Origin of the sequence: Pedobacter sp., from assembly GCF_965227205.1 — a bacterium.
Lineage (GTDB): Bacteria > Bacteroidota > Bacteroidia > Sphingobacteriales > Sphingobacteriaceae > Pedobacter.
The window spans coordinates 4646861-4663058 of sequence record NZ_OZ245727.1 but is presented as its reverse complement, the minus strand read 5'-3'; the positions used below and the strand labels follow the sequence as shown (position 1 = coordinate 4663058).

The window sequence follows — 16198 nt, the reverse complement described above, 5'->3', positions numbered from 1 at the left end:
AATTACATTATGAACAGACGTGATTCACTAAAAGCACTCGGACTAACAGCAATTAGCACAAGTGTAATAATCGAGGCTTGCAAGCAACCAGAAACTAAAACAGAAGCTGCAGCTGCTCCAACAGAAGAAACAAAAGAAACTGGCCGAGAGCAATGGGAATTGGATAGAGATAAAAAGTTAAAAGCCGAAACCTTTTTCACTAAGCATGAAATGGCAACGATAACTATTCTTGCAGATATTATTATCCCAAAAGATGATGTCTCTGGGAGTGCCTCTGATGCTAAAGTTCCGGAGTTTATAGAATTTATCGTAAAAGATATTCCTGAACATAAAGTGCCAATGCGTGGTGGTTTAAAATGGTTAGATATTTATTGCTTTAATAAATTTCAAAAATCCTTTGCCGATGCTTCTGAAAAAGAAAGAATATCAGTAGTAGATGAGATTGCTTATCCAAAAAAAGCAAGACCAGAAATGTTGCCAGGTGTTAAGTTTTTTAACCGAATGAGAGATTTAACGGCTTCAGGTTTTTACACAACTGAAATGGGCGTAAAAGACATTGGTTACGTTGGCAATAGTCCTAACCAATGGGCAGGCGTTCCGGATGATGTATTGAAACAATACGGCATGCAAAACGTAAAAATATAAATAGTTTAATCCCAAGGTTGTAAAACACTTTGGGATTATTTATTTTTTAGAAATGTTTTTATCCAATCTCTCGTACAACTTAAACTGTCGTCCAAAGTTCAATTGGTTCTTTTCGGAAGGTTGCGGTGTTAAAATTAAATTGAAATCAAAGTTCAATTCGTCAGCTTCGTTTAAAGTTATTTTGGATGCATAAATATCCGTTAGCATTGAACTGCCCTTAATGTTAATTTGCATGGCTCCATTGTAATTTTTCAGCCAATTAGAGCTTTCTTTAATCCGAAAATATAGGCCTAGACTTTGATCGCCTATCCAAAAAGCTGGTTTGATCTTCTTCCAGTCGCTCTGTGCCCATTTTACAGTATCCGGTCTTTCATAAGTCTTTTGGGCCAATCCTGCTAAATACTTTGAACCTGATTTTTCAAAAGGAATATGAAAGTTAATTGCCGACAATGCAATGCTTTTAAGTGCCGCCATTTTAACCCTATATTCAACTAAACCATTTGAAAACACTTTTCCTTTAACTGTTAATTTTAAGTTAGCAGAAGCACTCGTTGCAATCCAAACAATCGAATCTACAGTTTCAGTTAGAACTTTAAACTCATTAGAAATAAACTTCTCTTGCGATTTTGGTAAGCTGTAAAAATGGAAATGCATAGGTTCATAAAGAAGATGCTGCGATAAATCCTCATTATAAATTTGCTTTGGAAAACCATCAGCATTTATCTCAAACTTTTTATCACCTGTAGAAATAATTTTATCTTGAAGCTTTAAGACCTTATTGCTCGTTTTGGTTTGAGCCGAAGAGACAATACTAAACAATGACAAGGCTACAGCCAAGATTAGTCTATTCATTTCATTTTAAATATATATTGTAAGCAAATTACGGATGAATATAAACAAAAAAAGTCCTGTTCGTTAGAACAAGACTTTTTAAGATTTTAAGGTGAATTAAATTATTCTCCTTTTGGTTCTTCAGTAGCAGGAGCTTCTTCAGTAGTAGCTTCTGGTGCAACCTCTTCTGCAGTTTCAGCTTTCGCCTCTTTTGCTTTTGGAGCAGCAGCTTTGCTTCTACCACGACGAGTTGTTTTCTTCTCTTCTTTAGCTTCTACATCTTTACCGTAAACTTCGTTGAAATCAACTAATTCGATTAAAGCCATCTCAGCGTTATCACCTAAACGATTGTTTAATTTGATAATACGAGTATAACCACCTGGACGGTTTGCAACTTTCTCAGCAACTTCACGGAATAAGATAGTTACAACTTCTTTATCTTGAAGATAAGCGAATACTGTACGACGAGAGTGAGTTGTATCATTTTTTGATTTAGTGATAATTGGCTCAACATAAGTACGTAAAGATTTAGCCTTAGCTAAAGTTGTAGTTATTCTTTTGTGCTTAATAAGTGAAGTAGCCATGTTAGCTAACATCGCTTTTCTGTGGCTGTCGGTTCTGCCTAAGTGATTAACTTTTTTACCGTGTCTCATTGTTCTTTAATTAAGTGTATACCGTCTCTTCTCAGAGGGAATTATACACTGTGAAAAATTATTTATTTTAAAAGTAATAAGTTCTAAGTTTTACTTAATACGTATAACCTTAGCTTCTTACTCTTCGTCTAATTTAAATTTAGACAGATTCATACCAAATGATAAACCTTTTGATTTTACTAATTCTTGAATCTCAGTTAAAGATTTTTTACCAAAGTTTCTGAATTTTAACATATCAGCAACATCGTAAGAAACTAAATCAGCTAAAGTACGGATATCAGCAGCTTTTAAGCAGTTTAATGCTCTAACAGATAAATCCATATCTACTAATTCAGTTTTAAGGATTTTACGCATATGTAAAATTTCCTCATCAACTTCTTTAGTTTCTTCTTTAGCTTGAGATTCTAATACTAAATTCTCATCAGAGAATAACATAAAGTGTTGGATAAGAATCTTAGCCGCTTCTTTTAATGCTTCTTCAGGATGAATTGAACCGTCAGTAGAAATATCTAATACTAATTTCTCATAATCCGTTTTTTGCTCAACACGAAAGTTTTCAATCGTGTATTTTACATTTTTCATCGGAGTATAAATCGAATCGATTGCGATAACACCTACAACAGCATCAGCAACTTTATTTTCTTCAGCAGGTACATAACCACGTCCTTTATTGATGGTTAATTCCACTTCCAAAGTAACAGATTTATCCATGTTGCAAATAACATGCTCAGGGTTTAAAACTGTAAAGTTGTTAGAGAATTTAGTGATATCACCAGCTTGAAACTGATCTTGACCATTAACGATGATGAAAACTTTCTCAGAATCTCCAGAATCACCAGTCTTTTTAAAACGAACTTGTTTTAAATTTAAGATGATATCAGTTAAATCTTCTACAACACCTTTCATGGTAGAAAACTCGTGAGATACGCCTGAAAAACGAATAGTAGTAATAGCATAACCTTCTAAAGAAGAAAGTAATATTCTTCTTAAGGCATTACCAATTGTTACACCGAAACCGGGCTCTAAAGGACGAAATTCAAATGTGCCATCGAAATCAGTAGATTTCTGCATGATCACTTTGTCAGGTTTCTGAAATGCTAAAATTGCCATTTATATTTTTTTAAATTCGTTATTGAATATATAGTAACACTAAAAAAGTTAATTACCCTTTCGAGGTAATTAACTATTCTATTTATTACTTTGAGTATAACTCGATGATTAAGTTTTCCTTAATGTTTTCTGGAATCTCATCGCGTTGAGGATAAGTTAAGAACTTACCTGTTAAATCGCTTGCATTCCATTCTAACCAGGCAAATTTATTAATTGTTCTACCTGCAACAGAGTTACTAATTGATTCTAATGATTTAGATTTTTCACGAACCGCAACTACATCACCAGCTTTTAACTGATATGAAGGGATATTTACAACTTCACCATTCACGGTTACGTGTTTATGGCTAACTAACTGGCGTGCACCAGAACGGGTTGTTGCAATACCTAAACGGTAAACTGTGTTATCTAAACGTGCTTCTAATAATTGAAGTAAGTTATCACCTGTGATACCTGCACGTGAAGATGCTTTTTTAAATAAGTTACTGAACTGCTTTTCTAATACACCATAAGTATATTTTACTTTTTGTTTCTCCATTAACTGGATAGCATACTCAGATTGTTTTCCTCTTCTTTTTGAAACGCCATGTTGGCCAGGAGGATAATTTTTTCTGTCTAACACCTTATCAGGACCGAAGATTGGTTCTCTGAATTTACGGGCGATTTTTGATTTTGGGCCTGTATATCTTGCCATTTTTTTTCTGTTTTTAAAGTATCATTCAGTCTATAACTGAAGATTCTTAGCTTTAAAATTAATTAAACTCTTCTCTTTTTAGGAGGACGACATCCGTTGTGAGGAAGTGGAGTAATATCTTTAATAGATGTTACTTCAATACCTGCTACTTGTAAAGTTCTGATTGCAGATTCACGACCTGAACCTGGACCTTTTACAAACACTTCAACTTTACGTAAACCTAAATCAAACGCAACTTTACCGCAATCTGAAGCTGCTTGACCAGCTGCATACGGAGTGTTCTTTTTAGAACCTTTAAAGCCCATTTTACCAGCAGAAGACCAAGAAATAGTCTGTCCGTTGTTGTTTGTTAAGGTAACGATGATGTTGTTGAAGGTAGCATTGATATGTGCCTGACCAACAGGCTCAATTACAACGATACGTTTTTTTGTTACTTTTTTACTCTTAGCCATTTTATCTTTTAGATTTTAGATATGAGACTTGAGATATGAGACTTTCTCTACCTCGATACTCAGTATCCTACTTTTTCTCTTTTATTCCAGATTTGAGCAGATTATAAAGACATGGTTTGCACGTCTAAAATCTCACATCTCATATCTATCTATTACTTAGTAGCTTTTTTCTTGTTAGCAACTGTTTTTCTCTTACCCTTACGAGTACGTGAGTTGTTTTTAGTACGCTGACCACGAGAAGGTAAACCTTTTCTGTGACGTAAACCACGGTAACAACCAATATCCATTAAACGTTTAATGTTTAACTGAACCTCTGAGCGTAAAGCACCTTCTACTTTAATCTCATCGTTAATCATTGTACGAATTGCTGATAACTCATCATCAGACCAATCTTGTACTTTTTTGTTTAAGTCGATACCTGCAGTAGTTAAAATACGTTGTGCAGTTGTTCTACCTATTCCGTAGATATAGGTTAACCCTATCTCTCCTCTTTTGTTTCTTGGTAAATCAATACCTGAAATCCTTGCCATATTTATTTATGTTTTGAAGTAATTCCGAACGGCGGGCCACCGTTGTGCGGTACATTACAATATTTTCTAATTACCCTTGACGTTGCTTGTATTTCGGATTTTTCTTGTTGATAACGTAAAGTTTACCTTTACGGCGAATAATCTTACAATCAGCGCTACGTTTTTTAATTGATGATCTAACTTTCATTTTATTTGTATCTATAAGTGATGCGGCCTTTTGTTAAATCATATGGCGACATCTCTAGTTTTACTTTATCACCAGGAAGAATTTTGATGTAGTGCATCCTCATCTTACCTGAAATGTGCGCAATTATCTCATGCCCGTTCTCGAGTTCTACTCTGAACATTGCATTTGATAATGCTTCTCTTATTACTCCGTCTTGTTCAATTGAGGCTTGTTTAGCCATATTTTATTGATTGTTACTTAATTAGCTGCTTACAAACAGGGTTGCAAAATTAAATAAAATATTTTAATTATTTATTTTTTTTGTTCTAAAACTTCTTCTATTATAGAAAAGGTTGATAAAACCTCTGCAATCCCCTTTTTTATTGCTACTGTGTGTTCAAAATGAGCTGAAGGTTTACTGTCTTTACTTGTTATTGTCCAACCGTCGCTATGGAATTTGACCCCCGCAACGCCTGCGTTAATCATTGGCTCAATAGCAATTACAATTCCTTCTTCAAGTTTTGGTCCACTACCGCGTTTTCCGTAATTAGGAACATCTGGCTTTTCGTGAAGCTTTACACCTACACCATGACCAACTAATTCTCTAACAACACTGAATCCGTTTGCTTCTGCATGTTGTTGAACAGCAAAGCTAATGTCTCCTACACGCATACCAACAACTGCTTTTTCAATTCCAAGTACTAAACATTGTTTAGTAACCTCAACCAGTTTCTGTTTTTCCTCATCAACCTCTCCTATCGAAAAAGTATATGCAGAATCACCGAAATAGTTATTCTTGATTACACCACAGTCTACTGAAATTAAATCACCTTCCTTAATTACATAGTCGCTTGGAAAACCATGAACAACTTGTTCATTTGGTGAGATACATAACGAGTTTGGGAAACCATTATAATTTAAAAATGCAGGTATCGCTCCGTTATCTTTAATAAACTCGTATGCTAACTTATCTAATTGATTTGTTGTAATACCAGGTGCGATAATTTTAGCAACTTCTGCTAAAGTTTTCGAAACCAGCATCGAACTCTCTCTTATTAACGCTATCTCTTCCAGAGATTTGTAATAGATTTTAGACATTACTTTCAGCTTTGAATAACTGAACTAAAAATGAGTGAATGACCATAATGGTATCCACTCATCTTATTATTCAAAATTCAATAATTTATATTACAATGCGGCGTTGCTACTAGCTGCAGGAACTCCTGTTCTGCCAGTAACTCTACCTGTTTTCATTAAACCATCGTAATGACGCATCAATAGGTAACTTTCAATTTGTTGTAAAGTATCTAAAACAACACCTACTAAAATCAATAGTGATGTACCACCAAAGAAATGAGCAAACTCTTGTTTAATACCAAACTTTACAGCTACTGAAGGTAATACAGCAATTATTGCTAAAAATACTGCACCAGGGAAAGTGATTTTAGAAATTACATCATCAATAAAAGTTGACGTTGCAAAACCAGGTTTAACACCAGGAATAAAACCACCATTTTTCTTCATATCATCACTCATCTGAGTTGGATTAACCGTAATGGCTGTGTAGAAAAATGTGAATGCAATAATTAAAAATGCAAATGTTAAGCTATATGCTAAAGATGTTGTGTTGCTAAATTGAATTAACCATGAACCTTGTAATGAAGGAACAAATTGAATTAACGCACCAGGAATAAACATTAAAGCCTGAGCAAAAATGATTGGCATTACACCAGCAGCATTTACCTTTAACGGAATGTATTGACGAACACCACCAAACTGACGGTTTCCTACAATTTTCTTCGCGTATTGTACCGGCACTTTACGTACACCTTGTACAATTAAAATGGTAAACATTACAATAGCAAATAAGGCAACAACCTCTAATACTAATGCAACCGGACCACCGCCTGTACTTGCCGCTCCTACCTTATCAGAAAACTCCTGACTAATAGCTTGCGGTAAGCGAGCAATGATACCCACCATAATAATTAAAGATGTACCATTACCAATACCTTTATCAGTAATCTTTTCACCTAACCACATTACAAATAAAGTACCTGCTGTTAATACAAACGTAGATACGATATAAAACATAGTTGAACTCATTACAGGCAATATTGCCTCTGGAGGTACTTGAGTTTTAACATAACCAACCGATTGAACAATCGTAATGGCTACGGTTAAATAACGTGTAATCTGGTTTAATTTTTTTCTACCACTTTCGCCTTCTTTCTGCATTTTTTGGAAAGTAGGAACAGCAATACCCAATAGTTGCACCACAATCGATGCAGAGATATAAGGCATTACCCCTAACGCTAAAATAGAAACACGAGAGAAAGAACCTCCGGCAAACATATCCAGTAAGCCTAAAATGCCCGATTTTTCGTTTTCGCCTAAAGCGGTTGGATCTACACCTGGTAAAACCACGTGAGATACGAAACGGTATACCAAAAGAATCATAACCGTAAATAAAATACGATCTTTTAATTCTTGAATTTTCCAGATATTACTTAAAGTAGTAAATAGCTTCTTCATTTAATAATTACAATTTTACAATTGAACCACCTGCTGCTTCAATAGCTTTTTGTGCGGTTGCAGAAAACGCATGTGCTGTAACTTCGATTTTTGCTTTTACTTCACCACGACCTAAAATTTTAACTAAGTCGTTTTTAGAAGCTAAACCATGTTGTTGTAAAGCTGCGAAATCGATAGTTGTTAAATTGAATTTTTCAGCTAAGCCTTGTAAAACATCTAAGTTTACACCAACATATTCAGTACGGTTAATTGGTTTGAAACCAACTTTAGGCACACGACGTTGTAAAGGCATTTGACCACCTTCGAAACCGATTTTAGTTGAGTGACCAGAACGTGAACCAGCACCTTTGTGACCACGAGTTGAAGTACCACCACGGCCTGAACCTGTACCACGACCAATTCTTTTTCTGTTTTTTGTAGAACCTTCTGCAGGTTTTAAATTACTTAAATTCATTTTTTTGAATTTGTGTTGCCCTTCGCTTTCACTAAACAGGTACAACGATTAATAATATAAAAGATGTATCCATTTATTAACGGATACATCTTTAAAAAAATTATATGCTTTCGATAGCGATTAAATGATTCACTTTGCGAATCATACCGATAATCTGAGGTGTAGCTTCTACCTCAACACTTTGGTTCATTTTAGATAAACCTAAAGCCTGAACGGTTCTTTTTTGGCGCTCACTTCTATCGATAACGCTTTTTACTTGTGTTATTTTGATCTTAGCCATGATATTATCCGTTAAAAACTTTGTTTAAATCGATACCACGAGTTTGAGCTACTGTATAAGCATCACGCATTTTAGTTAATGCATCAACAGTTGCTTTTACCACGTTGTGAGGATTTGATGAACCTTTAGATTTTGCTAATACGTTATGCACGCCAGCACTTTCTAATACTGCACGCATTGCACCACCAGCAATTACACCTGTACCTACTGCAGCTGGTTTGATTAAAACGAAACCACCTGAGAATTTACCGATTTGCTCGTGAGGAACAGTACCGTTTAAAATTGGAACTTTTACTAAGTTCTTTTTAGCATCATCCACACCTTTTGCAATTGCTTCAGTTACTTCTTTCGCTTTACCTAAACCATAACCTACAACACCGTTTTCATCTCCAACAACAACAATTGCTGAGAAGCTGAAAGTACGACCACCTTTGGTTACTTTGGCAACACGTTGTATACTAACCAAACGATCCTTTAATTCGATATCGGTGGTTTTAACTCTTTTTATATTGATAGTTGACATCTTACTTTTTCTTCAGATTAAAATACTAGACCAGCCTCGCGAGCACCTTCTGCTAACGATTTTACACGACCATGGTATAAATAGCCATTTCTATCGAAAACAACTTGTTTAACACCTGCTGCAATTGCTTTTTCGGCAACTAATTTACCTACTGCAACTGATTGGTCTGATTTATTTCCAGTACCAGCAAAATCTTTCGATAATGATGATGCCGAAGCGATTGTTGTACCGGTTATATCGTTAATTACCTGAGCATAAATACCTTTATTGCTTCTATATACAGATAACCTTGGACGCTCTTCCGAACCGGTAAGTCTTTTTCTGATCCCTTTTTTAATACGATCTCTTCTTGATAATTTTTTACCTGCCATGATTACTATTTTTTAGATGCTGATTTACCTGCTTTTCTTCTTAACACTTCACCTACAAACTTGATACCTTTACCTTTATATGGCTCTGGTGCACGTAACGAACGGATTTTCGCTGCTACTTGTCCAATCAATTGTTTGTCAATACTTTCTAAAATGATTTTAGGCGTTTGACCTTTTTCTGATGTCGTAGTTACTTTAATTTCTTGTGGCAACTGGAAAACATAGTGGTGAGAATAACCTAAAACTAAATCTAAAGTATTACCTTGATTTGTTGCACGGTAACCAACACCTACTAATTCTTGCTCTAATTTATAACCATCTGTTACACCAACAACCATGTTGTTAATTAACGAACGGTATAAACCATGTAAAGCTTTGTGTTTCTTTTGCTCTGACGGACGGTTAACTGTTAAAGTACCTTCCTCTTGACTTACAGTGATATCTGAATCTACTGCTTGTGTTAGTTCTCCTTTAGGGCCTTTTACAGTTACAACGTTATCTTTTGATACGGTAACAGTAACACCTGCTGGGATTGTAATTGGGGCTTTTCCTATTCTTGACATTGTGTTGTTCTCCTAAATATTAATAAACGTGACACAATACCTCACCACCAATGTTTAATTTGGCTGCTTCTTTATCAGTCATTACACCTTTAGAAGTAGATAAGATTGCGATACCTAAACCGTTTAATACTCTTGGCATATTTTCTACACCAGCATAGTTTCTCAAACCTGGTTTACTTACTCGCACTAATGTACGAATAGCAGGAACTTTAGTAATTGGATTGTATTTCAAAGCAATTTTAATTGTGCCTTGAACTGTAGTATCTTCAAACTTATAGTTCGCGATGTAACCTTTGTCGAAAAGAACTTTAGTAATTTCTTTTTTAAGGTTTGATGCAGGAATTTCTACAACACGGTGGTTGGCCTTAATGGCATTCCTTACTCTTGTTAAATAATCTGCTATTGGATCTGTATTCATTTTTATTGTTTTTGATAGTGGTTTCCTTCTGCTACCCAGCTGTGGGACCTGCTATCGGTTAAAATTCTAATTTTTTGCAAAAATACAAAAGCACAAAGACTAAAGCGAATAAAATCGCTTTAGACTTTGAAACATTTTGTTTTAAGCTATATTACCAAGATGCTTTTTTAACACCTGGTATTTTACCGTCTAGTGCCATTTGGCGGAACGTTACCCTTGAAATACCAAAGGTACGCATGTAACCACGTGGACGACCAGTTAATTTACAACGGTTGTGTAAACGTACTGGAGATGAGTTTTTAGGTAATTTATCTAAACCCTCTAAATCTCCTGCAGCTTTTAAAGCTGCACGTTTCTCAGCGTATCTAGCTACCAATTTTTGGCGCTTTACTTCGCGTGCTTTTACACCTTCTTTTGCCATTATTCTGCTGTTTTTTGATTTTTAAATGGTAAACCGAATTGTTTCAATAACTCTAAGGCTTCTACGTCAGATTTTGCCGAAGTTACGAAAGTTATATCCATACCTAAAATTTTATTGATTTTATCGATATTAATCTCAGGGAAAATGATTTGCTCAGTAACACCTAATGTATAGTTACCTTTTCCATCAAATCCTTTATCATTGATACCTTTGAAATCACGAATACGTGGCAAAGCTACAGAAATTAAACGATCTAAGAACTCGTACATGTTGTTATCACGTAATGTTACGCGTACACCAACCGGCATACCTTTACGCAATTTAAAGTTCGAGATATCTTTCTTAGAATTAGCCGGAACCGCTTGCTGACCAGTAATAGTAGTCAATTCAACGATTGTGGTATCCATAATCTTTTTATCTGTAACCGAGAAACGACCAACACCCTGGTTGATACAGATTTTTTCCAATTTAGGAACCTGCATCACAGTTTTGTACTGGAATTTTTCTTTTAATGCATTTACAACTTCTTCTTTGTATTTGCTTTTTAATCTAGGTGTAGCCATTATTTAATCTCCTCTCCTGAAATTTTAGCAACTCTAACCAATTTACCTTCTGCATTAGCTTTACGGCCAACACGGGTAGCTTTACCTGATTTAGGATCAACTAACATCAAGTTAGAAATGTGAAGAGCGGCTTCTTTTTTAATAATACCACCGTTAGGATTTGCAGCATTTGGTTTAGTATGTTTAGATACTAAGTTAATGCCTTCTACAATGGCTCTGTTTTTATCTATTTGTACTGAAAGTACTTTTCCTTGTTGACCTTTTGAATCGCCAGCAATTACTTTAACTAAATCTCCTGTGCGGATTTTAAGTTTTGATGGTGTATTTACTTTGTTTCCCATTTTATAATACCTCCGGTGCTAATGATACAATTTTCATGAATTGTTTTTCACGTAGTTCTCTCGCAACCGGGCCAAAGATACGTGTACCTCTTGGCTCATCCTGTGCGTTCAATAATACAGCTGCATTATCGTCAAAACGAATATAAGAACCATCTTTACGACGGATTTCTTTTTTAGTTCTTACAACAACTGCTTTAGAAACTGTACCTTTTTTAATATTACCTGACGGTAAAGCGCTTTTTACAGTAACAACCACTTTATCACCAATTGAAGCATAACGTTTGCCGGTTCCACCTAACACACGAATTACTAATACTTCTTTAGCGCCGCTGTTATCAGCAACGTTTAATCTCGATTCCTGTTGTACCATCTTATTTAGCTCTTTCTAAAATTTGTACCAATCTCCAGTTCTTGTTTTTACTCAATGGACGAGTTTCCATGATTAATACTGTATCACCGATACCGCATTCATTTTTCTCATCATGAGCCATAAATTTGGTAGTTTTCTTTACGAACTTACCATAAATCGGGTGTTTTACTTTACGTTCCACGCTCACTACAACAGATTTATCCATCTTGTTGCTTACCACTAACCCGGTTCTTGTTTTTCTTAATTGTCTTTCCATTTCGACTCTCAAATTAATTAGTTTCAGTAGCTGACTCAGCGTTTTTTACTCTAGTCAGTTCAGTGTTTAAACGGGCTATGTCTTTTCTTACTTTAGCAATACGAGAAGGATTCTCGATAGCCGAAATAGTATGAGCGAACTTTAATTTTGACAAGTTCTCTTTTTCTTCCGCAATCTTAGCTACTAATTCTTCTTTTGAAAGCCCTGTGATTTCTGAATTTTTCATTTTTATTTTTCTTTACGGTTGAGTGTAGCGGTTATAATAAACAAGTATTTACAACATTCATCTCAACAACTTTACTATGCTTCTACGTAATCTCTACGTACTACAAATTTTGTTTGGATTGGTAATTTCTGAGCTGCTAAACGCAATGCTTCTTTAGCTACTTCTAAAGGCACACCTTCAGCTTCGAAAATTACACGTCCTGGTCTTACTACTGCTACCCAGTATTCAGGAGCACCCTTACCTTTACCCATACGTACTTCGGCAGGTTTTTTAGTTACCGGTTTGTCCGGGAAAATCCTGATCCATACTTGGCCTTCACGTTTCATGAAACGAGTTACGGCGATACGGGCAGCCTCTATCTGGCGACTTGTAATCCAAGTTGCTTCTAAAGATTTGATACCGAAAGATCCGAATGCTAATTCAGCTCCACGAGAAGCTAAACCTTTCATTCTGCCTTTTTGCATCTTCCTGAACTTCGTTCTTTTTGGCTGTAACATTTTATTTTGTTCTAATCGTTAAACGATGTTAATAAATCAATTATTTACGAGGACCTCTGTTAGCGCCTGCGCCACCACCTCTATTTGCACCACCTTGGCCTGGACCACGACCGCCACCTTGGTTTCCACCACGTCTGTCGTTACCACCGCCACGGTTATCTCTTCCACCACCTCTGTTATCTCTTCCACCGAATGCTGGTTTTTCTGATTGGCCTTTTGGACCGTTGTTTGTTGCACCAATGTTTGGAGACAAATCACGTTTTCCATAAACCTCACCTTTACAGATCCATACTTTAACTCCGATTTTACCATAAGTGGTTAAAGCTTCAGCTAAAGCATAGTCAATATCAGCACGGAATGTATGCAAAGGCACTCTTCCTTCTTTGTACTGCTCAGTACGTGCCATCTCAGCACCACCTAAGCGACCAGAAGTCATGATTTTAATACCTTCAGCACCCATACGCATTGTTGATGCGATAGAAGATTTCATTGCTCTACGGAATGAGATCCTTGCTTCTAATTGTTTTGCAACACCTTCTGCAACTAATTGTGCATCAAGTTCTGGGCGTTTAATTTCGAAGATGTTAATTTGAATTTCCTTTTTAGTTAATTGCTTTAACTCTTCTTTAATTTTATCAACCTCAGCACCTGCTTTACCGATTACGATACCTGGGCGAGCTGTGTGGATAGTTACAGTGATACGTTTTAACGTACGCTCAATAACTACTTTTGCAACACCACCTTTAGCAATACGAGCAGAAAGGTATTTTCTTATTTTCTCATCTTCAACTAATTTATCGGAGTAGTTGTTGCCACCGAACCAGTTAGAATCCCATCCTTTGATGATACCTAATCTGGCACCTATTGGATTTGCTTTTTGTCCCATTTCCTATAAATTAGTTTTGAGTTGTTTCTGTATTTTTACTATCTACAATCAGAGTAATGTGATTAGAACGCTTGCGAATTCTATATCCACGACCTTGAGGTGCCGGACGTAAACGTTTAAGTTGACGACCACCATCTACCATAATTGTTTTAACAAATAACTCGCTTCCATCAGAAGTTTTGCCATTTTTAGCTTCCCAGTTGTTAATTGCAGATAATAATAATTTCTCAACTCTTATTGCTGCTTCTTTGTTGGTAAACTTTAAAACACTTAATGCTTTCTCTACACGTTCACCTCTGATAAGATCTACAACCAAACGCATCTTACGTGGTGAGGTTGGACAATTGTTTAATTTTGCTATTGCTTCCATTGTCTAATTATTTTTTCTTTTCAGCGTGTCCTCTGAATGTTCTGGTTGGAGCAAATTCTCCCAATTTGTGACCAACCATGTTTTCTGTTACGTACACAGGAATAAATTTATTACCGTTGTGTACTGCAAATGTATGATTAACGAAATCTGGTGAAATCATTGATCTACGAGACCAAGTTTTGATTACAGACTTTTTGCCTGAATCATTCATAGAGTTTACTTTTTTCTCTACGTTATGGTCAATATAAGGTCCTTTTTTTATCGAACGAGCCATTATTTCTTCCTTCTCTCTATGATGTAACGATTAGAATATTTTTTAAGTTCTCTGGTTTTGTAGCCTTTAGCTAAAACGCCATTTCTTGAACGAGGGTGACCACCTGATGATCTACCTTCACCACCACCCATTGGGTGATCGACTGGGTTCATCGCTACCGGTCTTGTTCTCGGACGACGACCTAACCAACGTTTACGACCAGCTTTACCTAAAACTTCGTTTGCGTGATCTGAATTAGATACAGCACCGATAGTAGCAAGACAAGTAGTCAAGATTAAACGGGTTTCGCCAGAAGGCATTTTTAAAGTAGCATATTTACCATCGCGGGCAGCTAATTGTGCGTAAGCACCTGCACTACGAGCTAATTGTGCTCCTTTTCCAGGATGGATTTCTACGTTGTGAACGATAGAACCTAATGGAATGTTCGATAATTTTAAAGTGTTACCTACTTCTGGTGCTGCAGTATCGCCCGATAATAATACCGAACCAACTTGCAATCCTTCAGGAGCAATGATGTAACGCTTCTCGCCATCTGCATAGTTTAATAATGCGATGCGGGCAGTACGGTTTGGATCGTATTCAACAGTAGCTACTGTTGCAGGAATATCGAATTTATCGCGTTTGAAGTCGATTAAACGATATGATTTTTTATGACCACCACCCATGTAGCGCATAGTCATTTTACCTGTGTTGTTACGTCCACCAGACTTTTTTGATGATACAACCAATGATTTTTCGGGCTTGGTTGCTGTAATCTCCGTAAAGCTGGCCCCAACTCTAAAGCGGGTACCCGGAGTAACTGGTTTAAATTTTCTTAAGCCCATAGTTATAATTAATAATTAAATTAAAGATTTGCGTAATAATCTATTGTTTCACCGTCTTTCAACGTTACAATTGCTTTTTTGTATTTCGGGCTACGGCCAGAAACAAAACCTGCTTTAGTGTAACGAGATTTAGCTTTACCATCTACAACCATAGTGTTGATTGCTACGATAGTTACACCATAAAGTTTTTCGATTGCAGATTTAATCTGTAATTTATTTGCTTTATGATTAACGCTAAACGTGAAAACGTTTAATTTTTCAGTTAAACCTGAAGCCTTTTCGGTTAATATTGGTTTTTTTAAAATTTCCATATTATTTGGCAAATGCCTCCTCCAAAGATTTAACAGAATCTGCAGTTAAAACAAGTACGCCAGCGTTTAATACATCATAAGTATTTAAATCTGCTGCAGTAATTACTTTAGTTTTTTCTACGTTTCTGCTTGATAAATAGATATTATTATTTTGTGAAGGTAAAACCAACAAAGTTTTTTGAGTACCTACGTTTAACGCAGCTAATAAACTTGTATAGTTTTTAGTTTTAATTGTATCGAAGTTGAAATCTTCTAAAACTACCACGTTGTTATCTTTTGCTTTATAAGCTAAAGCAGATTTACGTGCTAATGATTTTAATTTCTTGTTCAATTTAAAACTATAATCACGTGGTTGAGGACCGAAAACACGACCACCACCGTTGAATAACGGAGATTTAATGCTACCTGCTCTTGCGCCACCTGTACCTTTTTGTTTGTATAGTTTACGAGTAGAACCAGCAATCTCATTACGTTGTTTAGATTTGTGAGTACCTTGACGTTGGTTAGCCAAATACTGTTTAACATCTAAATAAATCGCGTGGTCGTTAGGCTCGATACCGAATACCGATTCAGGAAGTTGCACCTTGGCACCTGTTTCTTTACCTGAAATGTTTAATACTTTAACTTCCATCTG

Annotated in this window: 30 protein-coding genes; 1 reads left to right on the top strand and 29 read right to left on the bottom strand. The window is 35.9% G+C overall.

The features are described 5' to 3' along the window. Positions 1-9 precede the first annotated feature (9 nt). A complete protein-coding gene (locus ACO05K_RS20295; RefSeq protein ID WP_421946198.1) occupies positions 10-645 on the top strand; it encodes a gluconate 2-dehydrogenase subunit 3 family protein in 636 nt (211 codons plus the stop codon). Positions 646-684: 39 nt separating this feature from the next. Here ACO05K_RS20295 and ACO05K_RS20290 read toward each other — a convergent pair whose 3' ends face one another. From ACO05K_RS20290 to rplD, 29 genes are all read right to left on the bottom strand, one after another. Beyond that, complete coding sequence (locus ACO05K_RS20290) at positions 685-1497, bottom strand: glycoside hydrolase domain-containing protein (protein ID WP_421946197.1); 813 nt, start codon at positions 1495-1497, stop codon at positions 685-687. A gap of 101 nt (positions 1498-1598) precedes the next feature. Next, positions 1599-2129, bottom strand: a complete 531-nt coding sequence (gene rplQ / locus ACO05K_RS20285) for a 50S ribosomal protein L17 (protein WP_421946196.1) — start codon at positions 2127-2129, stop codon at positions 1599-1601. A 117-nt stretch (positions 2130-2246) separates the two neighbouring features. Then, on the bottom strand, positions 2247-3239 hold the full coding sequence (locus ACO05K_RS20280) for a DNA-directed RNA polymerase subunit alpha (protein ID WP_290241581.1): 993 nt from the start codon (positions 3237-3239) through the stop codon (positions 2247-2249). Positions 3240-3324: 85 nt separating this feature from the next. Next, complete coding sequence (rpsD, locus tag ACO05K_RS20275; protein WP_421946195.1) at positions 3325-3933, bottom strand: 30S ribosomal protein S4; 609 nt, start codon at positions 3931-3933, stop codon at positions 3325-3327. 62 nt (positions 3934-3995) lie between these two features. Further along, positions 3996-4385 (bottom strand): 30S ribosomal protein S11, encoded by a 390-nt coding sequence (rpsK, locus tag ACO05K_RS20270; RefSeq protein ID WP_010599885.1) that lies wholly within the window; start codon positions 4383-4385, stop codon positions 3996-3998. Positions 4386-4537: 152 nt separating this feature from the next. Next, the gene (gene rpsM / locus ACO05K_RS20265) at positions 4538-4915 is read right to left on the bottom strand and encodes a 30S ribosomal protein S13 (protein ID WP_010599886.1); all 378 of its coding nucleotides are present in this window, start codon (positions 4913-4915) and stop codon (positions 4538-4540) included. 70 nt (positions 4916-4985) lie between these two features. Further along, positions 4986-5102, bottom strand: coding sequence for a 50S ribosomal protein L36 (rpmJ, locus tag ACO05K_RS20260; protein ID WP_010599887.1), 117 nt, complete (start codon positions 5100-5102; stop codon positions 4986-4988). Position 5103: 1 nt separating this feature from the next. Next, on the bottom strand, positions 5104-5322 hold the full coding sequence (gene infA / locus ACO05K_RS20255; protein WP_010599888.1) for a translation initiation factor IF-1: 219 nt from the start codon (positions 5320-5322) through the stop codon (positions 5104-5106). A gap of 71 nt (positions 5323-5393) precedes the next feature. Beyond that, the gene (map, locus tag ACO05K_RS20250) at positions 5394-6179 is read right to left on the bottom strand and encodes a type I methionyl aminopeptidase (RefSeq protein WP_421946194.1); all 786 of its coding nucleotides are present in this window, start codon (positions 6177-6179) and stop codon (positions 5394-5396) included. A 90-nt stretch (positions 6180-6269) separates the two neighbouring features. Further along, a complete protein-coding gene (gene secY / locus ACO05K_RS20245) occupies positions 6270-7616 on the bottom strand; it encodes a preprotein translocase subunit SecY (RefSeq protein WP_421946193.1) in 1347 nt (448 codons plus the stop codon). 7 nt (positions 7617-7623) lie between these two features. After that, positions 7624-8070: a 50S ribosomal protein L15 gene (gene rplO / locus ACO05K_RS20240; RefSeq protein ID WP_421946192.1), complete on the bottom strand. Its 447-nt coding sequence runs from the start codon at positions 8068-8070 to the stop codon at positions 7624-7626. A gap of 100 nt (positions 8071-8170) precedes the next feature. After that, positions 8171-8350 carry a 50S ribosomal protein L30 gene (rpmD, locus tag ACO05K_RS20235; protein WP_421946191.1) on the bottom strand — a complete coding sequence of 60 codons (180 nt, stop codon included), beginning with the start codon at positions 8348-8350 and terminating at the stop codon, positions 8171-8173. Positions 8351-8354: 4 nt separating this feature from the next. Beyond that, the gene (gene rpsE / locus ACO05K_RS20230) at positions 8355-8873 is read right to left on the bottom strand and encodes a 30S ribosomal protein S5 (protein WP_255713364.1); all 519 of its coding nucleotides are present in this window, start codon (positions 8871-8873) and stop codon (positions 8355-8357) included. A gap of 17 nt (positions 8874-8890) precedes the next feature. Continuing rightward, positions 8891-9253: a 50S ribosomal protein L18 gene (gene rplR, locus ACO05K_RS20225; protein ID WP_421946314.1), complete on the bottom strand. Its 363-nt coding sequence runs from the start codon at positions 9251-9253 to the stop codon at positions 8891-8893. After that, the gene (rplF, locus tag ACO05K_RS20220) at positions 9250-9807 is read right to left on the bottom strand and encodes a 50S ribosomal protein L6 (RefSeq protein ID WP_290241642.1); all 558 of its coding nucleotides are present in this window, start codon (positions 9805-9807) and stop codon (positions 9250-9252) included. Before rplF ends, rplR begins: the two co-directional genes overlap by 4 nt. Positions 9808-9826: 19 nt before the next feature. After that, positions 9827-10225: a 30S ribosomal protein S8 gene (gene rpsH / locus ACO05K_RS20215; RefSeq protein ID WP_010599896.1), complete on the bottom strand. Its 399-nt coding sequence runs from the start codon at positions 10223-10225 to the stop codon at positions 9827-9829. A gap of 151 nt (positions 10226-10376) precedes the next feature. Then, complete coding sequence (gene rpsN / locus ACO05K_RS20210; protein WP_231459173.1) at positions 10377-10646, bottom strand: 30S ribosomal protein S14; 270 nt, start codon at positions 10644-10646, stop codon at positions 10377-10379. Further along, on the bottom strand, positions 10646-11212 hold the full coding sequence (gene rplE, locus ACO05K_RS20205; protein ID WP_086547740.1) for a 50S ribosomal protein L5: 567 nt from the start codon (positions 11210-11212) through the stop codon (positions 10646-10648). The genes rpsN and rplE overlap by 1 nt, the downstream gene beginning before the upstream one ends. Continuing rightward, entirely contained in the window at positions 11209-11550 is a 342-nt protein-coding gene (rplX, locus tag ACO05K_RS20200) for a 50S ribosomal protein L24 (RefSeq protein ID WP_231459168.1), read from the bottom strand. Before rplX ends, rplE begins: the two co-directional genes overlap by 4 nt. Position 11551: 1 nt before the next feature. Further along, positions 11552-11920, bottom strand: a complete 369-nt coding sequence (rplN, locus tag ACO05K_RS20195; protein WP_010599900.1) for a 50S ribosomal protein L14 — start codon at positions 11918-11920, stop codon at positions 11552-11554. Position 11921: 1 nt separating this feature from the next. Beyond that, a complete protein-coding gene (gene rpsQ, locus ACO05K_RS20190; protein WP_010599901.1) occupies positions 11922-12176 on the bottom strand; it encodes a 30S ribosomal protein S17 in 255 nt (84 codons plus the stop codon). A 13-nt stretch (positions 12177-12189) separates the two neighbouring features. Then, entirely contained in the window at positions 12190-12402 is a 213-nt protein-coding gene (rpmC, locus tag ACO05K_RS20185) for a 50S ribosomal protein L29 (RefSeq protein WP_421946190.1), read from the bottom strand. Between the two features lie 74 nt (positions 12403-12476). Next, the gene (rplP, locus tag ACO05K_RS20180; RefSeq protein WP_010599903.1) at positions 12477-12899 is read right to left on the bottom strand and encodes a 50S ribosomal protein L16; all 423 of its coding nucleotides are present in this window, start codon (positions 12897-12899) and stop codon (positions 12477-12479) included. Positions 12900-12939: 40 nt separating this feature from the next. Continuing rightward, positions 12940-13785 carry a 30S ribosomal protein S3 gene (rpsC, locus tag ACO05K_RS20175; RefSeq protein WP_421946189.1) on the bottom strand — a complete coding sequence of 282 codons (846 nt, stop codon included), beginning with the start codon at positions 13783-13785 and terminating at the stop codon, positions 12940-12942. Between the two features lie 10 nt (positions 13786-13795). Beyond that, positions 13796-14155: a 50S ribosomal protein L22 gene (gene rplV, locus ACO05K_RS20170; RefSeq protein WP_231459164.1), complete on the bottom strand. Its 360-nt coding sequence runs from the start codon at positions 14153-14155 to the stop codon at positions 13796-13798. 7 nt (positions 14156-14162) lie between these two features. After that, a complete protein-coding gene (gene rpsS / locus ACO05K_RS20165) occupies positions 14163-14429 on the bottom strand; it encodes a 30S ribosomal protein S19 (RefSeq protein WP_010599906.1) in 267 nt (88 codons plus the stop codon). Further along, on the bottom strand, positions 14429-15253 hold the full coding sequence (gene rplB / locus ACO05K_RS20160; RefSeq protein ID WP_316764578.1) for a 50S ribosomal protein L2: 825 nt from the start codon (positions 15251-15253) through the stop codon (positions 14429-14431). Before rplB ends, rpsS begins: the two co-directional genes overlap by 1 nt. A 20-nt stretch (positions 15254-15273) precedes the next feature. Further along, on the bottom strand, positions 15274-15564 hold the full coding sequence (rplW, locus tag ACO05K_RS20155) for a 50S ribosomal protein L23 (protein ID WP_231459159.1): 291 nt from the start codon (positions 15562-15564) through the stop codon (positions 15274-15276). Between the two features lies 1 nt (position 15565). Next, positions 15566-16195: a 50S ribosomal protein L4 gene (gene rplD / locus ACO05K_RS20150; RefSeq protein ID WP_316739669.1), complete on the bottom strand. Its 630-nt coding sequence runs from the start codon at positions 16193-16195 to the stop codon at positions 15566-15568. Between the last annotated feature and the right edge of the window lie 3 nt (positions 16196-16198).